This window comes from Frigoribacterium sp. SL97 (genome assembly GCF_026625765.1).
GTDB lineage: Bacteria > Actinomycetota > Actinomycetes > Actinomycetales > Microbacteriaceae > Frigoribacterium.
Genome location: NZ_CP113062.1, coordinates 2,785,025 through 2,802,293 on the forward strand (window position 1 = coordinate 2,785,025; position 17,269 = coordinate 2,802,293).

21 protein-coding genes are annotated in these 17,269 nt (G+C 70.4%); 2 read left to right on the forward strand and 19 right to left on the reverse strand.

The window, feature by feature from the left end:
* Window positions 1–96: 96 nt before the first annotated feature.
* From OVA02_RS13650 to OVA02_RS13680, 7 genes are all read right to left on the reverse strand, one after another.
* On the reverse strand, window positions 97–651 hold the full coding sequence (locus tag OVA02_RS13650; RefSeq protein ID WP_056047652.1) for a DivIVA domain-containing protein: 555 nt from the start codon (window positions 649–651) through the stop codon (window positions 97–99).
* Between the two features lie 63 nt (window positions 652–714).
* A complete protein-coding gene (locus OVA02_RS13655) occupies window positions 715–1,713 on the reverse strand; it encodes a phosphatidate cytidylyltransferase (protein WP_082460278.1) in 999 nt (332 codons plus the stop codon).
* Window positions 1,713–2,231, reverse strand: coding sequence for a ribosome recycling factor (frr, locus tag OVA02_RS13660; RefSeq protein WP_054145670.1), 519 nt, complete (start codon window positions 2,229–2,231; stop codon window positions 1,713–1,715). The genes OVA02_RS13655 and frr overlap by 1 nt, the downstream gene beginning before the upstream one ends.
* A gap of 77 nt (window positions 2,232–2,308) precedes the next feature.
* The gene (gene pyrH / locus OVA02_RS13665; protein WP_056046162.1) at window positions 2,309–3,028 is read right to left on the reverse strand and encodes a UMP kinase; all 720 of its coding nucleotides are present in this window, start codon (window positions 3,026–3,028) and stop codon (window positions 2,309–2,311) included.
* Between the two features lie 151 nt (window positions 3,029–3,179).
* Window positions 3,180–4,007 (reverse strand): translation elongation factor Ts, encoded by an 828-nt coding sequence (gene tsf, locus OVA02_RS13670; protein WP_056046164.1) that lies wholly within the window; start codon window positions 4,005–4,007, stop codon window positions 3,180–3,182.
* Between the two features lie 44 nt (window positions 4,008–4,051).
* The gene (gene rpsB, locus OVA02_RS13675; RefSeq protein WP_056046166.1) at window positions 4,052–4,999 is read right to left on the reverse strand and encodes a 30S ribosomal protein S2; all 948 of its coding nucleotides are present in this window, start codon (window positions 4,997–4,999) and stop codon (window positions 4,052–4,054) included.
* Window positions 5,000–5,355: 356 nt separating this feature from the next.
* On the reverse strand, window positions 5,356–6,804 hold the full coding sequence (locus OVA02_RS13680; protein ID WP_056046168.1) for a sugar porter family MFS transporter: 1,449 nt from the start codon (window positions 6,802–6,804) through the stop codon (window positions 5,356–5,358).
* 133 nt (window positions 6,805–6,937) lie between these two features.
* On the opposite strand from OVA02_RS13680, the gene OVA02_RS13685 reads away from it, so the two are divergent.
* A complete protein-coding gene (locus OVA02_RS13685) occupies window positions 6,938–7,498 on the forward strand; it encodes a murein hydrolase activator EnvC family protein (RefSeq protein ID WP_056046170.1) in 561 nt (186 codons plus the stop codon).
* A gap of 103 nt (window positions 7,499–7,601) precedes the next feature.
* Here the strand turns inward: OVA02_RS13685 and OVA02_RS13690 are convergent, their stop codons facing one another.
* From OVA02_RS13690 to OVA02_RS13730, 9 genes are all read right to left on the reverse strand, one after another.
* Window positions 7,602–8,516, reverse strand: a complete 915-nt coding sequence (locus tag OVA02_RS13690) for a tyrosine recombinase XerC (RefSeq protein WP_082460279.1) — start codon at window positions 8,514–8,516, stop codon at window positions 7,602–7,604.
* A 50-nt stretch (window positions 8,517–8,566) separates the two neighbouring features.
* Entirely contained in the window at window positions 8,567–9,829 is a 1,263-nt protein-coding gene (gene dprA / locus OVA02_RS13695) for a DNA-processing protein DprA (RefSeq protein ID WP_056046173.1), read from the reverse strand.
* Window positions 9,826–11,355 carry a YifB family Mg chelatase-like AAA ATPase gene (locus OVA02_RS13700; RefSeq protein ID WP_056046175.1) on the reverse strand — a complete coding sequence of 510 codons (1,530 nt, stop codon included), beginning with the start codon at window positions 11,353–11,355 and terminating at the stop codon, window positions 9,826–9,828. The genes dprA and OVA02_RS13700 overlap by 4 nt, the downstream gene beginning before the upstream one ends.
* A complete protein-coding gene (locus OVA02_RS13705; protein WP_056046177.1) occupies window positions 11,352–11,717 on the reverse strand; it encodes a YraN family protein in 366 nt (121 codons plus the stop codon). Before OVA02_RS13705 ends, OVA02_RS13700 begins: the two co-directional genes overlap by 4 nt.
* Before the next feature lie 153 nt (window positions 11,718–11,870).
* On the reverse strand, window positions 11,871–12,194 hold the full coding sequence (locus OVA02_RS13710; RefSeq protein WP_056046179.1) for a DUF2469 domain-containing protein: 324 nt from the start codon (window positions 12,192–12,194) through the stop codon (window positions 11,871–11,873).
* Window positions 12,195–12,267: 73 nt separating this feature from the next.
* Window positions 12,268–12,906, reverse strand: a complete 639-nt coding sequence (locus OVA02_RS13715) for a ribonuclease HII (RefSeq protein ID WP_056046182.1) — start codon at window positions 12,904–12,906, stop codon at window positions 12,268–12,270.
* On the reverse strand, window positions 12,903–13,652 hold the full coding sequence (gene lepB, locus OVA02_RS13720; protein WP_056046184.1) for a signal peptidase I: 750 nt from the start codon (window positions 13,650–13,652) through the stop codon (window positions 12,903–12,905). Before lepB ends, OVA02_RS13715 begins: the two co-directional genes overlap by 4 nt.
* 67 nt (window positions 13,653–13,719) lie before the next feature.
* Window positions 13,720–14,067, reverse strand: a complete 348-nt coding sequence (gene rplS / locus OVA02_RS13725; RefSeq protein WP_043596315.1) for a 50S ribosomal protein L19 — start codon at window positions 14,065–14,067, stop codon at window positions 13,720–13,722.
* A gap of 160 nt (window positions 14,068–14,227) precedes the next feature.
* Window positions 14,228–14,797: a hypothetical protein gene (locus OVA02_RS13730; RefSeq protein WP_056046186.1), complete on the reverse strand. Its 570-nt coding sequence runs from the start codon at window positions 14,795–14,797 to the stop codon at window positions 14,228–14,230.
* A 38-nt stretch (window positions 14,798–14,835) separates the two neighbouring features.
* Between OVA02_RS13730 and map the strand changes: the two genes are divergently transcribed.
* Window positions 14,836–15,606, forward strand: a complete 771-nt coding sequence (map, locus tag OVA02_RS13735; RefSeq protein ID WP_056046188.1) for a type I methionyl aminopeptidase — start codon at window positions 14,836–14,838, stop codon at window positions 15,604–15,606.
* Between the two features lie 76 nt (window positions 15,607–15,682).
* Here the strand turns inward: map and trmD are convergent, their stop codons facing one another.
* The 3 genes from trmD to OVA02_RS13750 are packed head-to-tail and all read right to left on the reverse strand — an operon-like array spanning window position 15,683 to window position 17,267.
* The gene (gene trmD, locus OVA02_RS13740; RefSeq protein WP_056046189.1) at window positions 15,683–16,375 is read right to left on the reverse strand and encodes a tRNA (guanosine(37)-N1)-methyltransferase TrmD; all 693 of its coding nucleotides are present in this window, start codon (window positions 16,373–16,375) and stop codon (window positions 15,683–15,685) included.
* Window positions 16,376–16,378: 3 nt separating this feature from the next.
* Complete coding sequence (gene rimM / locus OVA02_RS13745) at window positions 16,379–17,026, reverse strand: ribosome maturation factor RimM (protein WP_267658698.1); 648 nt, start codon at window positions 17,024–17,026, stop codon at window positions 16,379–16,381.
* A 4-nt stretch (window positions 17,027–17,030) separates the two neighbouring features.
* Window positions 17,031–17,267 carry an RNA-binding protein gene (locus OVA02_RS13750; protein ID WP_043596309.1) on the reverse strand — a complete coding sequence of 79 codons (237 nt, stop codon included), beginning with the start codon at window positions 17,265–17,267 and terminating at the stop codon, window positions 17,031–17,033.
* Between the last annotated feature and the right edge of the window lie 2 nt (window positions 17,268–17,269).

The window sequence follows — 17,269 nt, forward strand, 5'->3', positions numbered from 1 at the left end:
GTCCGTCCAGGGTAACCGATGGGACGCCGGAGGGCCAGGGACGACCCGTCAGCGTGTCGGAGGCTCGGGGGAAGAGGAGAGGCCCGGCCGTGACCGTCAGCGGACGGCCAGCATGACGTCGACCACCGTGTCGAGCACCAGGTCGACCTGGCTCTCGCGGTAACCGCCGCGCTTCGCCCGGAAGACCGAAGCCCGGACGTCGTCGATGCTGAGGGGGCGGCCGTCGGTGAAGTAGCCGTGCAGCCGCCGGGTGAGGCGGTCGACGTCTCGCGGGTGGTAGCCGGTCGTGAGGATGCCCACCCTGTCGAAGCGGTGGCCCTGCGGTCGCTCGAGACGGGCCACGATGTCTTCCGCCCCGGAGCGCGCGGTCGAGAACCAGGTCGACTCGGCGCCCGACGAGACGGCCCGTTCGCGCTCCCGACTGGCGAAGGCGTCCTCGAGACGTTCGAGCGCGGCGTCGACGTGTGCCGTCGAGTACCCGTTCTTGGTCAACCCGAAGGCCGTGCGTCGGATGCGGGCGGAGTCGATGCCGAGGCCGGTCTCGCCGGCGTAGGCCTTCCGGGCCTCGACCAGGAACGCGTCGACCTCGTCGACGTCGTAACCCCGCTTGCCCTTGGGAACGATCGGGAATGTGCTGCTCACGGCCACCATCATGCCGCATGGGCCGATGGCAAGCCGCTGGACGCGCGGCCGGTCAGTACCGGCGGACGGGCGTCACGCGAAGAGGAGGTACAGGGCGTAGGCCGCGGCGGCCGAGGGCAACGTGCTGTCGAGCCGGTCGAGGAACCCGCCGTGTCCGGGAAGCCAGGTGCTGATGTCTTTGATGCCCAGGTCGCGCTTGATGAGGGATTCGGACAGATCGCCGATGGTGGCGGTCACGATGATGACGCCACCGAAGACGAGACCGAACCACCACGGCTCGTCGAGCAGGAAGACCGACAACAGCACGGCCGCGATGAGGCTGGCGGCCACCGAACCGGCGAAGCCCTCCCAGGTCTTCTTGGGACTGATGCGGGGCGCCATCGGGTGCTTGCCGAAGTTCAGGCCGGTCGCGTAGGCACCGGTGTCGACCGCGATCACGACGATGAGAGCCGACAGGGTCCACCACTGGCCGTCGGGTCGAGCAGCCATGAGGGCCATGAAGCTGCCGAGGAACGAGCAGTAGATCTGGACGAACGCACCGGCACCGAGATCACGACCCAGCGCGGAGGCGCCGGCTCGGTGCGACGGACGGGCCGTCTCGACGAGGCGCCACACGGAGACGACGACGATGCCGCCCACCAGAGCGGCCCACTGGCCGCCGGCTCCGCCGTAGAAGGCCGCGGGGACCACGGCCACGCCGGCGAGGACGCTCGGGAGGCGGGGCACGTCGCGCCCGGCGAAGCGCAGGGCACTGGCGAGTTCGAAGCACAACGAACCGATCAGGGCCGCCGCCACGATGATGAAGAACGCCTTGACGAAGATCAGGCTCAACAAGACCGCGGCCCCGAGCAGGACACCCACGGCGATGGCGGCCGGAAGGTTGCGACCGGTGCGCGCCGTCAACTTCTCGTTGCGCGAGTCGAGGCGCGCCTTGCCTGCCCGCAGTTGGCTCTCGATGTCGTGGCGGGCCGCTTGCGCTCGAGCGTCGAAGTCGGCCCGGCGACTACCGAGAGTGCTCTTCTGAGCCGGTGACGAGTCGTCGGGGCCGGCGCCGTCGGGTCGCTGTCTCATCAGACCTCGAGCAGCTCCGCTTCTTTCTTCTTCAACGCGTCGTCGATGGAGTCGATGTACCCCTTGGTGATCGACTCGAGCTCTTTCTCGGCACGAGCGACCTCGTCGTCGCCGACCTCGGTCTTCTGGGCGTCGAGCGCCTCTTTCGACTTGCGACGGACGTTGCGCACCTGCACCTTGGCGTCCTCGCCCTTGCTGCGCACGAGCTTGACGAACTCTTTGCGACGCTCTTGCGTCAGCTCGGGGATGGTGACTCGGACGATCGTGCCGTCGTTCGTCGGGTTGGCCCCGAGGTTCGGGAAGGTCGCGATGGCCTTCTCGATCTCTTTGAGGGCCGTCTTGTCGTAGGGGGTGACGATCATGGTGCGCGCCTCGGGCACCTGCAGCGAGGCGAGCTGGGCCAGCGGGGTCGGGGTCCCGTAGTAGTCGATCGGGATCTTCTGGAACAGAGCGGGGTTGATGCGGCCGGTGCGCACCGTCCCGAAGTCGTTCTTGGCGGCGTCGAGCGCCTTGTCCATCTTCTCGCGCGTCTCGGTGAGTACGTCGTTGATCGCCACTGGTGCTCCTTGTTCGGTTCGCGGTCGAGTTTAGTCGTCTAGTTGCTGACGATTGTTCCGATGCGTTCGCCGCGGATGGCGCGGGCGATGTTGCCCTCGCCTTCCATGCCGAACACGTGCATGGGCATGCCGTTGTCCATGCAGAGACTGAAGGCGGTCGAGTCGACGACCTTGAGCCCCTGCATCAGCGCCTCTTGGTACGTGAGCTGGTCGAGCTTGACCGCCGACGGGTCGTGCCGGGGGTCGGCCGAGTAGACGCCGTCCACGCCGTTCTTGGCGACGAGCACCTCGGAGGCCCCGATCTCGAGGGCTCGCTGGGCCGAGACGGTGTCGGTCGAGAAGTACGGCAGGCCGGCGCCGGCACCGAAGATGACGACGCGCCCCTTCTCGAGGTGCCGCTCGGCGCGACGGGGGATGTACGGCTCGGCGACCTGGGTCATCGCGATGGCGGACTGGACGCGGGTGGCAGCGCCGGCCTGCTCGAGGAAGTCCTGGAGGGCGAGGGCGTTCATGACGGTGCCCAGCATGCCCATGTAGTCGGCCCGGCCCCGGTCCATGCCGCGCTGACTGAGTTCGGCACCGCGGAAGAAGTTGCCGCCACCTACCACGATGGCGATCTCGACGTCGGTCGCCGCGTCGGCGATCTCACGGGCGATGGAGCCGACCACGTCGGGGTTCACGCCGAGCTGGCCGCCGCCGAAGGCCTCACCCGAGAGCTTCAGCAGGACGCGTCGTCGTCCGGTCGTTTCCGATGTCATGCGAGTCTCCGTCTCGTCGTGGCCGTAGCCAGGTTAGCGAGTTCGGGCTGGTCGCCGTCCGTCGCCGATGATGCACCCGACGTCGTCACCTCGGCCGGGCATGGGAACGGGGTCCGAGACACGTTCGTCTCGGACCCCGTCACGGTGCTGTCTAGGCGCCGACCTTGATGCGGGCGAAGCCCGTGATCGTCAGTCCGGCCTCGGCGACCACCTTGGCGACGGACAACTTGTTGTCCTTCGCGTAGGCCTGGTCGAGCAGGGCGATCTCCTTGAAGAAGCCGGTGAGGCGTCCCTCGATGATCTTGGGCAGGGCCGCTTCCGGCTTGCCCTCGTTCTTCGCGGTCTCCTCGACGATGGCTCGCTCCTTGTCGACCTGCTCGGTCGGCACGTCGTCGCGCGACAGGTACGTCGGCGCGGCGAAGGCGATGTGCTGAGCGATCGACCGAGCGGTCTCGGCGTCGTCACCCGTGTAGCCCACGACCACGCCGACCTGCGGGGGCAGGTCCTTCGAGGTCTTGTGCAGGTAGATGGCGAACTGCTCGCCCTCGATGCGGTTGACGGTGCGCAGTTCGACCTTCTCGCCCATGAGCGCGGCCTCGTCGTTGACGAAGGCCTCGACGGTCTGGCCGCCGATCGCGGCGGCGTTGCCCTCGGCGGCACTGGAGGCTCCGCCCGCGTGCACCGCCTCGAGGACCTGGTCGGCCAGGGCGACGAACTTCTCGTTCTTCGCGACGAAGTCGGTCTCGCTGGCGAGCTCGATCAGCGTGGCGTACCCCGAACCGGGCTTGGCGGCGACGAGACCCGCGGTGGTCTGACGGCCCTCGCGCTTGGCGACGCCCTTCAGTCCCTTGACGCGGAGGATCTCGACGGCCTTCTCGATGTCGCCGTCGGCTTCTTCGAGGGCGTTCTTGCTGTCGACCATGCCCGCGCCGAGGCGGTCACGGAGGATCTTGACGTCAGCGATGGTGTAGTTGGCCATGTGTCTGACTTCCTTTCGTGGAGTCGGAAGGGTGAAGGAGAGGACTACTTCGAGTCGGCGTCGGCCGGCTCGGCCGCGGTGGCCTCGGTCGCCTCGGCGACGGGCTCGACGACCGGCTCGCCCAGGGGCTTCGCGGCGACCTGCGCGTCGGCGTCGTTCTCCTCGACGGGGGCCTCGGCCACGGGGGCCTCGGCAGCAGGTGCCTCGGCGGCGGCGTCGGCGGCCTTGGCCTCGCCCTGCGCGAGCAGCTCGGCCTCCCATTCGGCCATGGGCTCGACGGGCTGGTCGGCGTCCTCGGGCTTCTGGTGACGCTGCACCAGACCCTCGGCGGCAGCGTCGGCGACGATGCGCGTCAGCAGGCCGACGGAACGGATGGCGTCGTCGTTGCCCGGGATCGGGAAGTTGATCTCGTCGGGGTCGCAGTTCGTGTCGAGGATGCCGATGACCGGGATGCCCAGCTTCTTGGCCTCGTCGATCGCGAGGTGCTCTTTCTTGGTGTCGACGACCCAGAGGGCGGACGGCGTCTTGGTGAGGTTGCGGATTCCGCCGAGCGTCTTGTGGAGCTTGTCGAGCTCACGCTTCTTGATCAGCAGTTCTTTCTTGGTGAAGCCCTGCGTGGTGTCGTCGAAGTCGATGTCCTCGAGCTCTTTCATGCGGGCGAGGCGCTTCGAGACCGTCTGGAAGTTGGTCAGGAGGCCACCGAGCCAGCGCTGGTTGACGAAGGGCTGGCCGACGCGGTTCGCCTGCTCGGCGATGGAGCCCTGGGCCTGCTTCTTCGTGCCGACGAAGAGGATGGTGCCGCCGTGTGCGACGGTCTCCTTGACGAAGTCGTACGCCTTGTCGATGTAGCCGAGCGACTGCTGCAGGTCGATGATGTGGATGCCCGAGCGCTCGGCGAGGATGAAGCGCTTCACCTTCGGGTTCCAGCGGCGGGTCTGGTGTCCGAAGTGGACGCCGCTGTCGAGCAGCTGGCGGATGGTGACGACGGCCATGGTCGTTCTCCTTGTTTCTGGGCACACCCGCGGGTGTGCCTGCTTGTCGGTTGTCGGGCGACCGGTCGGTCGCCACTGCCTGGTGCCCGGGCACACGTCCGCCGAGCCCACCGTGAGGCGGTTCGGACCGAATGGACGTGGAGGCCGGGAGCGGCGCGAGGCGACCAGGTCGCCTCGACGTCGGTGCGTCCGGGGACGCACAGGGCACGCGAAGTCAGCCTGCTGAGCAGGCTGCATCGCTCATGTTAGCACCACCACGGGCCCGGTGAGGTGGAGGTCGACCCCGGGCGGGGACCCCGACGTGCACGAACGTCCCGCCCAGGATCTGGACGGGACGTTCGTGGATCGTGTCGGGCTCAGGCCTTCGCCGACCGCCCCGCATCGGCCTGGACGGCCGAGGTGCCCATCTCCTCGAGCGAGCGCCCCTTCGTCTCGGGGATCTTCGCCAGCACGAAGAAGAACGACACGAGCGCAAAGAACGCGAAGATGCCGTACGACAGCGTGAGGCTGAGTGCGGCGAGGGTGGGGAACGACACCGTCACGATGAAGTTGGCGATCCAGTTGGCCATGCTGCCCACGCCGAGTGCCGTGGCACGGATGCTGTTGGGGAACATCTCGCCGAGCAGCACCCACATGAGCGGGCCCCACGTGGCACCGAACGACACGACGAAGAGGTTGGCCGCGACGAGGGCCACGGGGCCCCAGGCGCCGGGCAGCGACGGGTCGCCGCTCGCCGAGGTGGTCGCCTGGCTGAAGGCCAGGGCGGTGACGGCGAGGCTGACGAACATGCCGATGGAGCCGGTGAGCAGCATGGGCCGACGGCCGACCTTGTCGACGAGCCCGATCGCGATGAACGTGACCGCGACGTTGACGACCGCGGTGATGGTCGAGATGAGGAACGAGTCCTCTTCCTGGAAGCCGACGGCCTGCCAGAGGGTGGTCGAGTAGTAGAAGATCACGTTGATGCCGACGAACTGCTGCAGCACGGCGAGGATGATCCCGACCCAGACGATGGGCTGGAGGCCGAAGCGGGTGCCGCGGATCGACGATTTCTTCTCGAGCTCTGCCTCGGTGCGGATCGAGTCCGTGATCTCCTTCAGGCTCGTCTCGACCGTCTCTGCCGGGACGATCGTCTGTAGGACCTTCTTGGCCTCGGCCTCGCGTCCGTCACCGGCGAGGTACCGCGGCGACTCGGGCAGACGCCAGGCCAGGATTCCGTAGACGACCGACGGGACGATTCCTACCAGGAACATCCAGCGCCACGCGGCGAGGCCGAAGAGCGACGGCTCGGATGCGCCACCCGCCGTGACCGCGAAGAGCTGGTCCGACAGCAGGGCGGCGAAGATGCCGAGGGTGATGGCGAGTTGCTGGAACGACGCCAGGCGACCGCGGATCGCCTTGGGCGACACCTCGCTGATGTAGGCGGGCGCGATGACCGACGCGATGCCGATGCCGAGGCCGCCGATGACGCGCCAGAGGACGAGGTCCCAGACGGCGAAGGCCGCGGCCGCACCGATCGAGCTGATCAGGAACAGACCGGCACCGATCAGCATCACCTTGATGCGACCCATCTTGTCGGCGAGGCGGCCGGCGACGTAGGCACCGATGGCACAACCGATCAGGGCCGAGGCGACCGCGAAGCCCGAGGCGAACTCGGTGAGACCGAACTCGTCGGTGATCGACTGGACCGCGCCGTTGATGACGGACGAGTCGAAACCGAACAGGAACCCGCCGATGGCCGCCGCCACGGCCAGCGCGGTCACCCGCCTGTTCAAGCTCTTCGTCGTTGCAGTGGTGTTCGACACCTGTACTCCTTCACGGCTCGAGGAGCAGGGCTCGTGGCCACGACTCCCCCACAAACGATGTGCACGGGGTGTTCGTGCACGGGTGAACCTTACGCCTCGCCGAGAAAGCTTGCGCAACCGGCAAGGTGCCGGTATGCGCTCTCACCTGCGGCCGACGACGCGGCTTCTCGTCACCCTCACGACGGCGGCCCTCGTCACGGTCCTCGCCGGGTCGCTCTCGGTCACGCCCGCGGTCGCGAACCCCCGGACAGCGAATCCCCGGGCAGCGAGCGCAGGAGGCGCGGTGTGGGCCTGGCCGGTCGCCTCGCCCCATCCGGTGGTCCGGCCCTTCGTCGGGCCGCCGAACCCGTGGTCGCCGGGGCACCGCGGCATTGACGTCGGGACGGTCGAGAGCTCGGTCGTGACGGCCCCGGACGACGGCGTCGTGCACTTCGCCGGGGTCGTGGTGGACCGGCCGGTCCTGTCGATCGCCCACCCGGGCGGGGTGCTGAGCAGCTTCGAACCGGTGGTGGCCGGTGTCTCGAAGGGCGACGCCGTCACGCGGGGGCAGACCGTCGGTGTGCTCGAGCGAGGGCACTGCGCCGACCGACCGTGCCTGCACCTGGGGGCGCGGATCGACGGCGAGTACGTCTCGCCCCTGGTGTTCCTGGGCGGGATCGAGCCGTCGGTGTTGCTGCCGACGACGCCCCGCTGAACACCGCCCGGCACCGGCCGGCACCCGCCGGGTCGACGACCGCAGCACGGTCGGGTGCTCGGAGGGTCCTCGGGCGTCGTGGGCGTCGTCGGGTGGAGCGTCGTCAGGCGCGCGGGTGTGCCGACCGGTAGCTGTCGCGCAGGCGGTCGGTCGAGACGTGCGTGTAGATCTGCGTGGTGCCGAGGCTCGCATGACCGAGCAGCTCCTGGACGGCCCGGAGGTCGGCCCCTCCGTCGAGCAGATGGGTGGCGGCCGTGTGCCTCAACGCGTGTGGCCCCGCCGGCCCGCCGCCCGGGAGGTCTGCGAGCAGCCCGGCGACCAGTCGGTAGACGGCCCTCGTGCCGAGCCGCCCCCCGGTCGACCCCACGAAGAAGGCGCCGTCCGTGACCGGGGTGACGAGCGTCGGGCGGGCGAGGTCGACGTACCGCCCCAGGGCCTCGGCCGCCGGCACCCCGAACGGCACGACGCGCTGCTTCGCCCCCTTGCCGGTCACCCGCACGGTCAGCCGTTCGAGGTCCACGTCGCCGAGGTCCGCCCCGACGAGCTCCGACACGCGCAGGCCCGCGCCGTAGAGCAGTTCGACGACCGCGAGGTCCCGGCGTGCCCTGGGGTCGCCCGTGTCCGCCCGGACGGCGAGGGAGGCCAGCAGGCCGTCGACCTGCTCGCGCGTGAGGACGCGCGGCAGGCGACTCTCGGGCTTCGGCGCACGCAGTCGGGCACCGACGTCGACCGGTGTGCGGTCGGTCTCGTCGAGCCACCGGGTGAAGGCCCGGACGCTCGCCGACCGCCGGGCGAGGGTGGCCCGGGCGAGCCCGGCCTGCGTGCCCTGCCAGAGCCAGTCGCGAAGCAGGTCGAGGTCGAGGTCGCCCACCTCACCCGGGCGACCGAGCCGGTTCTCGGCGAAGGCGACGAGGGAGTCGAGGTCGGCCGCGTACGACCGCACCGTGTGGTCGCTGAGCCCCCGGCCGTCGTGCAGGTGGTCGGCGAACCGTTCGACCTCGCCCAGGAGGCGCGTCACGGCAGCGCCCGCCCCTCGCGTCTCGATCCCGGCTCGTGCATGCCGACAGGCTAACCATCGCGGCGCCCCCTCACTCGTCGCCACCCCGAGCCGGAGCGCCGGGCCGCACCCGACAGGTCGAGCTCGGCGAGCACGTCGCGGACCGTCTCGAGCGACAGCCCGCTTGCGACGGCCAGTTCGTCGGTCTCCCGGGTCGCCGTCGTGCTGAGCGCGTCCAGCACCCGCATCGTCTCGGGGTCGAGCCGTCGGCCCTCGTACGAGGCGACGACGAGGTCGGTCGACACCCCCGCGAGTGCGAGGACCTCGTCGGCACCCGTCACGCACTCGGCCAGACCGGACCGGATCAGGGCGTGGCAGCCGACGGACGACGGCGAGGTGACCGGGCCGGGCACGGCCCCGACCGGACGACCGAGCGACTGCGCGTGGGCGGCCGTGTTCAGCGACCCCGAGCGGCCGCCGGCCTCGACCACGACGGTCGCGGCCGTCAACGCCGCGATCAGCCTGTTGCGTTGCAGGAACCGCCACCGCGACGGCTTGCCCCCGCACGGAGCCTCGGAGATCACCAGACCCGTCTCGATGACGCGTCGCAGCAGGGCGTCGTGACCGGCCGGGTAGAGGTGGTCGACTCCCCCGGCCATGACGGCCACCGTCGTCGCCGAGGCGGCCAGGGCCGCCCGGTGGGCGGCACCGTCGATGCCGTAGGCGGCACCCGAGACGACCGCGAGACCCCGGTCGGCCACGCCGCCGGCGAGCTCGGCCGACACCTGCTCGCCGTAGGCCGTCGCCGCCCGCGAGCCGACGATCGCGATGCTCGACGTCGGCGCCGGAACGGACGCCGGACCTCGTGCCCAGAGGGCCACGGGAGTGTGATGGCCGAGGTCGTCGAGGGCCTCGGGCCACAGCGGGGTGCGCGGCACGAGCAGCCTCGATCCCACCACGGTCGCCGTGCGGAACGACCGGAGGATCACGCTGGTCTCGAGACGGGGCCGCCATCTCGTGAGCGCCCGTACGAGGTCGAGCCGCTCCACGTCGTCGCGGGTGGCCCCTGCCTCGATCAGGGCTCCCGCGAGCAGACCCGCGCGGGGGTCGTCGTGACCGACCGCCGCTTCGAGCACGAGGCGGAGCCCCACGGTCGGTCCGAGCAGTGACCGGACGACGCCACCCACCGCGTCACCCGGTTCGACCACACCTGTCCAGGCGCCCAGGGCGAACGCCTCGAGGGTCTGTGCCTCGCTGAACTCGTGGGCGCCGGGCAGGAGGGGCCGGACGAGGTCGGCCAGCTCGGCGGGGGTCGCCCGGAGCAGGTCGCTCACAGCGACTGCCGCATGCTCAGGGCCCGGACCACGTGACGGCGGACGGGGGCGGGTTCGTCGTCGAGGTCGGCGAGGGTCCAGGCGACCCGCAGCACGCGGTCGTAACCCCTCATCGTCAGGGCACCGGTCTCGAGCGCCCGGTCGACGGGCTGTGAGTCCGCCACGGCCAGGCGGTTCGCCGGATCACGCAGCCAGGTTCCCGGGACCTCGCCGGACGACCGCCAGGGTGTTCCCTCGAGTCGGCGGGCGGCACGGCCGCGCGCCCGGTCGACGCGTTCGCGGGCCTGGCGTGTCGTCGTCGGGACGACGTCGGCCGATGCGCGGAACTGCGACGAGCTGATGCGGGCCACCCGCAACTGCAGGTCGATGCGGTCGACGAGAGGCCCGGAGAGCTTGCCCAGGTAGCGACGCCGCTGGTGCGGGGAACAACTGCAGTCGAAGTCGCGGGAGCCGTATTGCCCGCACGGACAGGGGTTCGCCGCCGCGACCAGTTGGAACCTCGCGGGGAAACGCGCCACCGCCCGTGACCTGTGGACGACGGTCTCGCCCGACTCGAGGGGCTGGCGAAGACAGTCGAGGACCGTCTGTCGGAACTCGGGCGCCTCGTCGAGGAACAGCACGCCCCGGGTCGCCCTCGACGCGGCGCCGGGCCTGATGACCCCGCTGCCCCCGCCGACCAGGGCCGCCGCGCTGCAGGTGTGGTGGGGCGCCTCGAACGGCGGCCTCCGGTCGAGATCGCCCGTGACGGCGACCCCGGCCAACGAACGGATCGACGCGACCTCGAGGGCCGAATCGGCGTCGAGGTCGGGCAACAGACCGGGCAGACGGGCCGCCAGCATGCTCTTGCCTGCGCCGGGCGGCCCCACCATGAGGAGGTGGTGGCCGCCGGCTGCGGCGACGACGAGCGCCTCGACGGCGTCGACGTTGCCGATGACGTCCGCGAGGTCGAGTGCGGCCGGCACCGTCGGTTCGGTGCGCGATCGCGTGATGGCCACGACCGGCTCGGGTTCGAGCCCTGCACCGTGCCAGATCGCCGCCTCGCGCAGGCTCGGCACGGCCACCACGCGGATGCCGGGGACGAGGGCGGCCTCGTCCGCGTTGTCGGTCGGCACCATGACGGTGGCGGCCCCTGCCCGGCGCGCACCCAACACGGCGGGCAGGACTCCGTCGACGGGCCTGAGCCGGCCGTCGAGCCCGAGCTCGCCCAGGTGGACGACGCCCTCGACGGACTCGGCGGGGACGAGTTCGGCTGCGGCCAGGGCCGCGATGGCGATGCCGAGGTCGAAGGACGACCCCTGCTTGGGCAGCGACGCCGGTGACAGGTTGACGGTCAGCTTGCGCGCCGGCAAGGCGCACCCGGAGTTGGTCGCTGCGGACCGGACGCGGTCACGGGCCTCACCCAGCGACGTGTCGGGCAGTCCGATGATCACGAACGCCGGCAGCCCGGCACCCATGTCCGCCTCGATCTCGACCAGGGCTCCGTCGACGCCCAGCAGGGCGACCGCCCGCGTCCGCGCCACGCTCATGCTCCGGCCCCGCGGACGTGGTCGATCCGCTCGTGCCCCGCGCACCGCTCCACCGTGATGCCCACGACGTCGATGCGCACCCCCCGGGGCGTCGAGGTGGGATGCGCCTGGCACCAGGCCCCCGCCAGCCGTCGCAGACGGGCCAGCTTGGTCGGCGTCACGGCCTCGAGCGCGTGACCGTAGCCGGTGCCAGACCGCGTCTTGACCTCGACGACGACCACCTCGTCGCCGTCCAGGGCGACCACGTCGATCTCGCCCTCGCGGCACCGCCAGTTGCGCTCGACGACCCGCATGCCCTGCGCCTCGACGTACTCGGCCGCGACGTCTTCGCCGCGCCGACCCAATTCGTCCTTCTTCGCCATGTCTGACCTCCTGCCAGCAGGCTGGCGGAGGCGCGCCCCTCGGAGGGCCGGCGGAGCATCGGCTGGGGACGCCACCGACCCGGCCGCGGCTGGGGACGAGCCGAGTCGAGACGCGACGAGTCCCGCGCCAGGAGGTCGCGTGGCGACGGACGACTACTCGTCGAGTGCGAGTTCTTTCGGGAGCTCGAGGTCGCGGCTCGTGAGCTCTTCGACGTTCACGTCCTTGAAGGTGAGCACCCGGACCGACTTGACGAAGCGGTCGGAGCGGTAGACGTCCCAGACCCAGACGTCGGTCATCGACAGTTCGAAGTAGAAGTCGTGCTCGGTGTCACGCCGGACCAGGTCGACCTCGTTGGCCAGGTAGAAACGCCGCTCGGTCTCGACCACGTAGCGGAACTGCGACACCACGTCGCGGTACTCGCGGTAGAGCGCGAGCTCGACCTCGCGGTCGTAGTCTTCGAAATCGTCCTCGTCCATCGGAGTCGAGCTTACGCGGCCCTCGGGGCAGCGGACGCCGTCGTCCCTCTGCTGCCGGCGTAGGCGCTCGAGGTCAGTGCAGCCAGGTGAGGCGGTGCAGCGGCGACGGACCCAATTCGGACAGGGCCCCGTAGTGCGCCGACGAGCCGTAGCCCTTGTTGCCGGCCCAGGCGTAGCCCGGGTGGACGCCGTCGGCCTCGATCATCAGCCGGTCGCGTTCGACCTTGGCGATGATCGACGCCGCCGCCACCGACGCGCAGTCGCGGTCGGCCTTGACCCTGGTCGTGATGCGCGGAGGGGTGGCGAGCTGGGGTGACAGGTAGTCGTGGTTGCCGTCGAGCACCACCACGGACTGCATGATGCCGACACCGGCGTGGTGCAGCGCCGTGAGGGCACGCTTGCCGGCGAGCCCGAGGGCGACGACGATGCCCAGCCGGTCGACCTCGTGCGCTTCGGCGAAGCCCACCGCGTGATGGGACACCCACGACGTCGCCAGCGGGTAGAGGGCCTCGCGTCGCTTCTCGGACAGGAGCTTCGAGTCGCGCAGACCCGCGGGGACGTCGAGGCACTCGACGTGGACCGCCCCGAGCCCGACCGCGACCGGCCCGGCGATGGCGCCCCGACCGACCTCGTCGCAGCCGATCACCCAGGTCGCGCCGGCGGCGTGCAGCTCGCGTTCGTAGTCGAGGGTGGGGTCGACGACGGGGCTCATTCGCCCTCTCGCTCGGTGCCGCGGAAGACGTCGGGGTAGTCGCCGAGCCACGTCCAGCGCTCAGTGGGCCAACTGATGACGAAGGCGCGTCCGACGACGTCGCTCATCGGGACGAACCCCTTGCTCGGAGTGGCGCCGTTGTACCGGCTGTCCTTCGAGTTGTAGCGGTTGTCGCCCATCACCCAGAGGGAGTCGGCGGGCACCGTGACCGAGAAGTCGTCGGCCGAGACCCGGGTCTCGCCCGGGGGCAGGTTCACGTAGGGCTCGTCGAGGGGGACGCCGTTGACCGACATCTGGCCGAAGTCGTTGCAGCACTCGACGGTGTCGCCCGGCAGGCCGATGACCCGCTTGATCAGGTGGTCGTTGCTGTCTTGTGCGCCGAGCCCGACCAGCGTGAGGAACCACGAGAAGCCGTCGGACACCGGGTTGCCGGTGGTCGTGCTGATGGGAGCCGTGCCGTCGAGCCAACCGCCCGGGTCGGTGAACACGACCACGTCGCCCCGCTTGACGTCGACGAGGTCGGGTACGAGCTCGTTGACGATGATGCGGTCGTTGATCTGGAGCGTCTGCTCCATCGACCCGGAGGGGATGTAGAACGACCGGATCAGGAACGTCTTGATCAGGAACGAGATCAGGAGGGCCGCCAGGAAGATGACGAGCACGTCGCGCACGAAGGTGCCGATGCCGCGCTTTCCGCCGTCGTCGCGTCGAGGACGCAGGGCGCGCCTCACTGTGTCATTCGTCATTTAACCACCCGAGCTCCCCGCCATCTTAGATGGCGGGGAGCTCGCGTGATGTCGCTGAGGGGCGTGACTAGTTGTCGCGCTTCTCCTTGATCTTGGCCTTCTTGCCACGCAGTTCGCGCAGGTAGTAGAGCTTGGCGCGACGGACGGCACCGCGGCTGACGACCTCGATGTGGTCGATGACCGGGGAGTGCACCGGGAAGGTGCGCTCGACGCCGACCTGGAAGCTCACCTTGCGGACCGTGAAGGTCTCGCGGATGCCCTCGTTCTGCTTGCCGATGACGACACCCTGGAAGACCTGGACGCGCGAGCGCGTGCCTTCGATGATGTTGACGTGCACCTTGACGGTGTCGCCGGCGCGGAAGTCGGGGACGTCCGAGCGGAGGTTGGCGGAGTCAACCGCGTCGAGGATGTGCATTGTCGTTCGCTCTCTGCAACCGCCACAGGTCGACTGCGTGTCTGGGGCGCGTCACGCGCCCGTCATGATGAAGAAGGTGTGCTCTGGATCGGCAGACTCCCCTGTGGCAGAGTCGTGCGCAGGCACAAGCGCCTATTGTGCCACAGCGCGGGCACCCGTGTCAGCCTCGCGGCGTGATGGTGATGACGGGGCCGTCGTCGCCGTAGCCGGGCCGACGCCCCGCGGCGGCCCCGGTGCCCGACGCGACCCGCTCGAGATCGGCGAGCGACGTCGCCATGCGGGCCCGCGCCTCCTTCACGAACTGCCAGAGGGCGCAGGCGAACAGGCCCACGCCCGCCGCGATCGTCACGACGGCGCAGAGGGCGAACAGGGCGGTCGAGAGGTCGAGGGACGAGACCCCGCCGGCGACCTGCGTGAAGGCCGACGCGGACGCGGACTCGGCGGAGCTGTCGACGATGAAGAACCCCAGGCCGAGCTGGCCGAGCCAGGACAGGGCGAGCAGACCCGCGTCGGCCCACGACACGGCCTTCGCCCGCCGGACGCTGCGGCGGCCCACCACCACGCCGGTGGCCACCGCCTGCCCGACGAAGAGCAGGGGAACGAGCAGCAACTGGCCGACGAACTGCAGGCCCAGCGGGACGCCGAAGAACGCCCGACCCAGCAGCACCCAGAGCGGCAGCACGAAGACGGCCACCCAGAGGAGGCGGTAGAAGATCCTGCGCGTCGTCATGCGGTCGAGGCTACGAGGGCTTCGTGAAGAATGGCTGCATGATCGAACTGCGCACCCCCGACGAGATCGAACGCATGCGACCCGCCGGAGCCTTCGTCGCCTGCGTGCTCGAGGCAACCCGTGCGGCCGCGCGACCCGGCGTCGACCTGCTCGACCTCGACGCGCTCGCGCACCGCATGATCCGCGAGGCGGGGGCCGAGAGCTGCTACGTCGACTACCACCCGTCGTTCGGGGCGAGCCCGTTCGGCAAGGTCATCTGCACGTCGGTCAACGACGCGGCCCTGCACGGCCTGCCGCATCGCTACCGCCTGCGCGACGGAGACCTGCTCAGCCTCGACTTCGCCGCCTCGGTGGACGGTTGGGTCGCCGACTCGGCCGTGTCGTTCGTCGTCGGCGAGCGGGCGTCGCCCGAGGACCTCCGCCTGATCGAGACCTGCGAGGTGGCCCTCGACGCCGGCATCGCGGCCTTGAGGCCGGGCGCCAAGCTCGGCGACGTCTCGGCTGCGATCGGACAGGTCGCTCGCGGGGCGGGTTACGGCGTCAACCTGCAGTTCGGCGGCCACGGGGTCGGACGCACCATGCACGGCGACCCCCACGTGCCGAACGACGGGCGCGCGGGGCGCGGGTGGCCCGTCCGACCGGGCCTCGTCGTCGCGATCGAGCCGTGGCTGATGCGCGGCACGGACGCGATCGTGACCGACGCCGACGGCTGGACGCTCCGCAGCGTCGACGGCTCGCGGGCCGCACACGTCGAGCACACCGTCGCCGTCACCGAGGACGGGCCGCTCGTGCTCACCGCGCGCGGGTGACCCGGACGGGCCGTCCCCGGCGGACCCTCCCCGGCGGGTCGGGCCGGGACGCCCGGACCGCGCAGGCTCGGCCCGATCAGTCGAGCAGGTCGGGCCGTACCCGGCGGGTGCGCTCGAGCTGCTGCTCGCGACGCCAGGTCGCGATCGCCGCGTGGTTGCCGCTCAGCAGCACCGGAGGCACGTCGAGACCCCGCCAGGACGCCGGCTTGGTGTAGCTGGGGTACTCGAGCAGGCCGTCTTCGTGGCTCTCTTCGGTGAGGCTCTCGGGGTTGCCCACGACGCCCGGGACGAGACGACCGATGGCCTCGATCATCGCCGTGACGGCGACCTCGCCACCGTTCAGCACGTAGTCGCCCAAGCTGATCTCGCGCACCGTCGCCCGGCTTGCGGCGTGCTCGACGACGCGCTGGTCGATGCCCTCGTACCGGCCGCAGGTGAAGACCAGGTGCGGAGCGAACGCGAGCTCGCGAGCCGTGGCCTGGGTGAAGGGCGTGCCGGCCGGCGACGGAACGATCATGATCGTGTCGTCGGGCGTGGACGTCTCGCCGAAGACATGGTCGAGCGCCTCGCCCCAGGGCTCGGGCCGCATGACCATGCCTGCCCCGCCACCGTAGGGGGTGTCGTCGACGGTGCGGTGCCGGTCGTGCGTGAAGTCACGCAGGTCGTGCACCTCGACGTCGAGCAGCTTCTGCTGCCGCGCCTTGCCGAGCAGCGAGATGTCGAGCACCCCGAAGAACTCGGGGAAGATCGACACGATGTCGATGCGCACGGGTCAGCGCTCGTCGTCGGGAGCGGACTCGCCGTCGGAGGCCGGCTCGTCGACACCGTCGGCGACCGACCGGTCGACGTCGTCGGAGGCCGGCTCGTCGTCGGTGTCGTCGGCCAGCTCTTCGAAGAGCCCCTGCGGCGGGGTCACGACGACCACGCCGCCCTCGACGTCGACCTTCGGCACGAGGGCCGATACAAACGGGACGAGGACTTCGCCCGACGCGGTGTCGACCGCGAGCAGGTCTTGGGCCGGCAGGTGGTCGACCCGGGCCACGGTGCCCACGACGACGCCGTCACGCTCGACGCGGAGGCCGACCAACTGGTGGTCGTACCAGGCGTCGTCCTCGTGGGGCAGCTCGTCGGCGTCCTGGTCGACCCAGAGGATCGCCTTGACGAGCGACTCGGCCGCCGTGCGGTCGTCGACCCCGTCGAAGAAGCCCACCGGGTGGCTGTTGTACCAGCGCAGCTCGGTGAGGGTGAGGGTCTTGTCGTGCCAGGCGCTGTCGGCGGGCACCTGGAGGCGGAACACGGCACCCGGCACGAAGCGCTGCTCGGGGGTGTCGGTGAAGAGTTCGAGCTTGAGGGCGCCCTTGAGGCCGTGGGCCTTGGTCAGGCGCCCCACCCGGAGTTCGGTCTTGCGGTCGGACGGCACGGGTCTAGAGATCGCCGTCGACGACGTCGACCCGGACCCGCTTGCCGTCGGCCAGCGCGGTGATCAGGGTCCGGAGGGCCTTGGCGGTGCGACCGGCACGGCCGATGACGCGACCGAGGTCGTCCGCGTGGACGTGCACCTCGAGGACGTCGCCTCGTGGGGAGTTCTTCTCCACGACCTGCACCTCGTCCGGGTGATCGACGATCCCCCGGACGAGGTGTTCGAGTGCAGGTGCGAGCACCG

Coding starts and splice junctions, on each gene's coding strand:
- OVA02_RS13650 (WP_056047652.1), bottom strand. CDS start 651: ATGGTGGCCGTGAGCAGCACATTCCCGATCGTTCCCAAGGGCAAGCGG.
- OVA02_RS13655 (WP_082460278.1), bottom strand. CDS start 1,713: ATGAGACAGCGACCCGACGGCGCCGGCCCCGACGACTCGTCACCGGCT.
- frr (WP_054145670.1), bottom strand. CDS start 2,231: ATGGACAAGGCGCTCGACGCCGCCAAGAACGACTTCGGGACGGTGCGC.
- pyrH (WP_056046162.1), bottom strand. CDS start 3,028: ATGACATCGGAAACGACCGGACGACGACGCGTCCTGCTGAAGCTCTCG.
- tsf (WP_056046164.1), bottom strand. CDS start 4,007: ATGGCCAACTACACCATCGCTGACGTCAAGATCCTCCGTGACCGCCTC.
- rpsB (WP_056046166.1), bottom strand. CDS start 4,999: ATGGCCGTCGTCACCATCCGCCAGCTGCTCGACAGCGGCGTCCACTTC.
- OVA02_RS13685 (WP_056046170.1), top strand. CDS start 6,938: ATGCGCTCTCACCTGCGGCCGACGACGCGGCTTCTCGTCACCCTCACG.
- OVA02_RS13700 (WP_056046175.1), bottom strand. CDS start 11,355: ATGAGCGTGGCGCGGACGCGGGCGGTCGCCCTGCTGGGCGTCGACGGA.
- OVA02_RS13705 (WP_056046177.1), bottom strand. CDS start 11,717: ATGGCGAAGAAGGACGAATTGGGTCGGCGCGGCGAAGACGTCGCGGCC.
- OVA02_RS13710 (WP_056046179.1), bottom strand. CDS start 12,194: ATGGACGAGGACGATTTCGAAGACTACGACCGCGAGGTCGAGCTCGCG.
- OVA02_RS13715 (WP_056046182.1), bottom strand. CDS start 12,906: ATGAGCCCCGTCGTCGACCCCACCCTCGACTACGAACGCGAGCTGCAC.
- lepB (WP_056046184.1), bottom strand. CDS start 13,652: ATGACGAATGACACAGTGAGGCGCGCCCTGCGTCCTCGACGCGACGAC.
- rplS (WP_043596315.1), bottom strand. CDS start 14,067: ATGCACATCCTCGACGCGGTTGACTCCGCCAACCTCCGCTCGGACGTC.
- OVA02_RS13730 (WP_056046186.1), bottom strand. CDS start 14,797: ATGACGACGCGCAGGATCTTCTACCGCCTCCTCTGGGTGGCCGTCTTC.
- map (WP_056046188.1), top strand. CDS start 14,836: ATGATCGAACTGCGCACCCCCGACGAGATCGAACGCATGCGACCCGCC.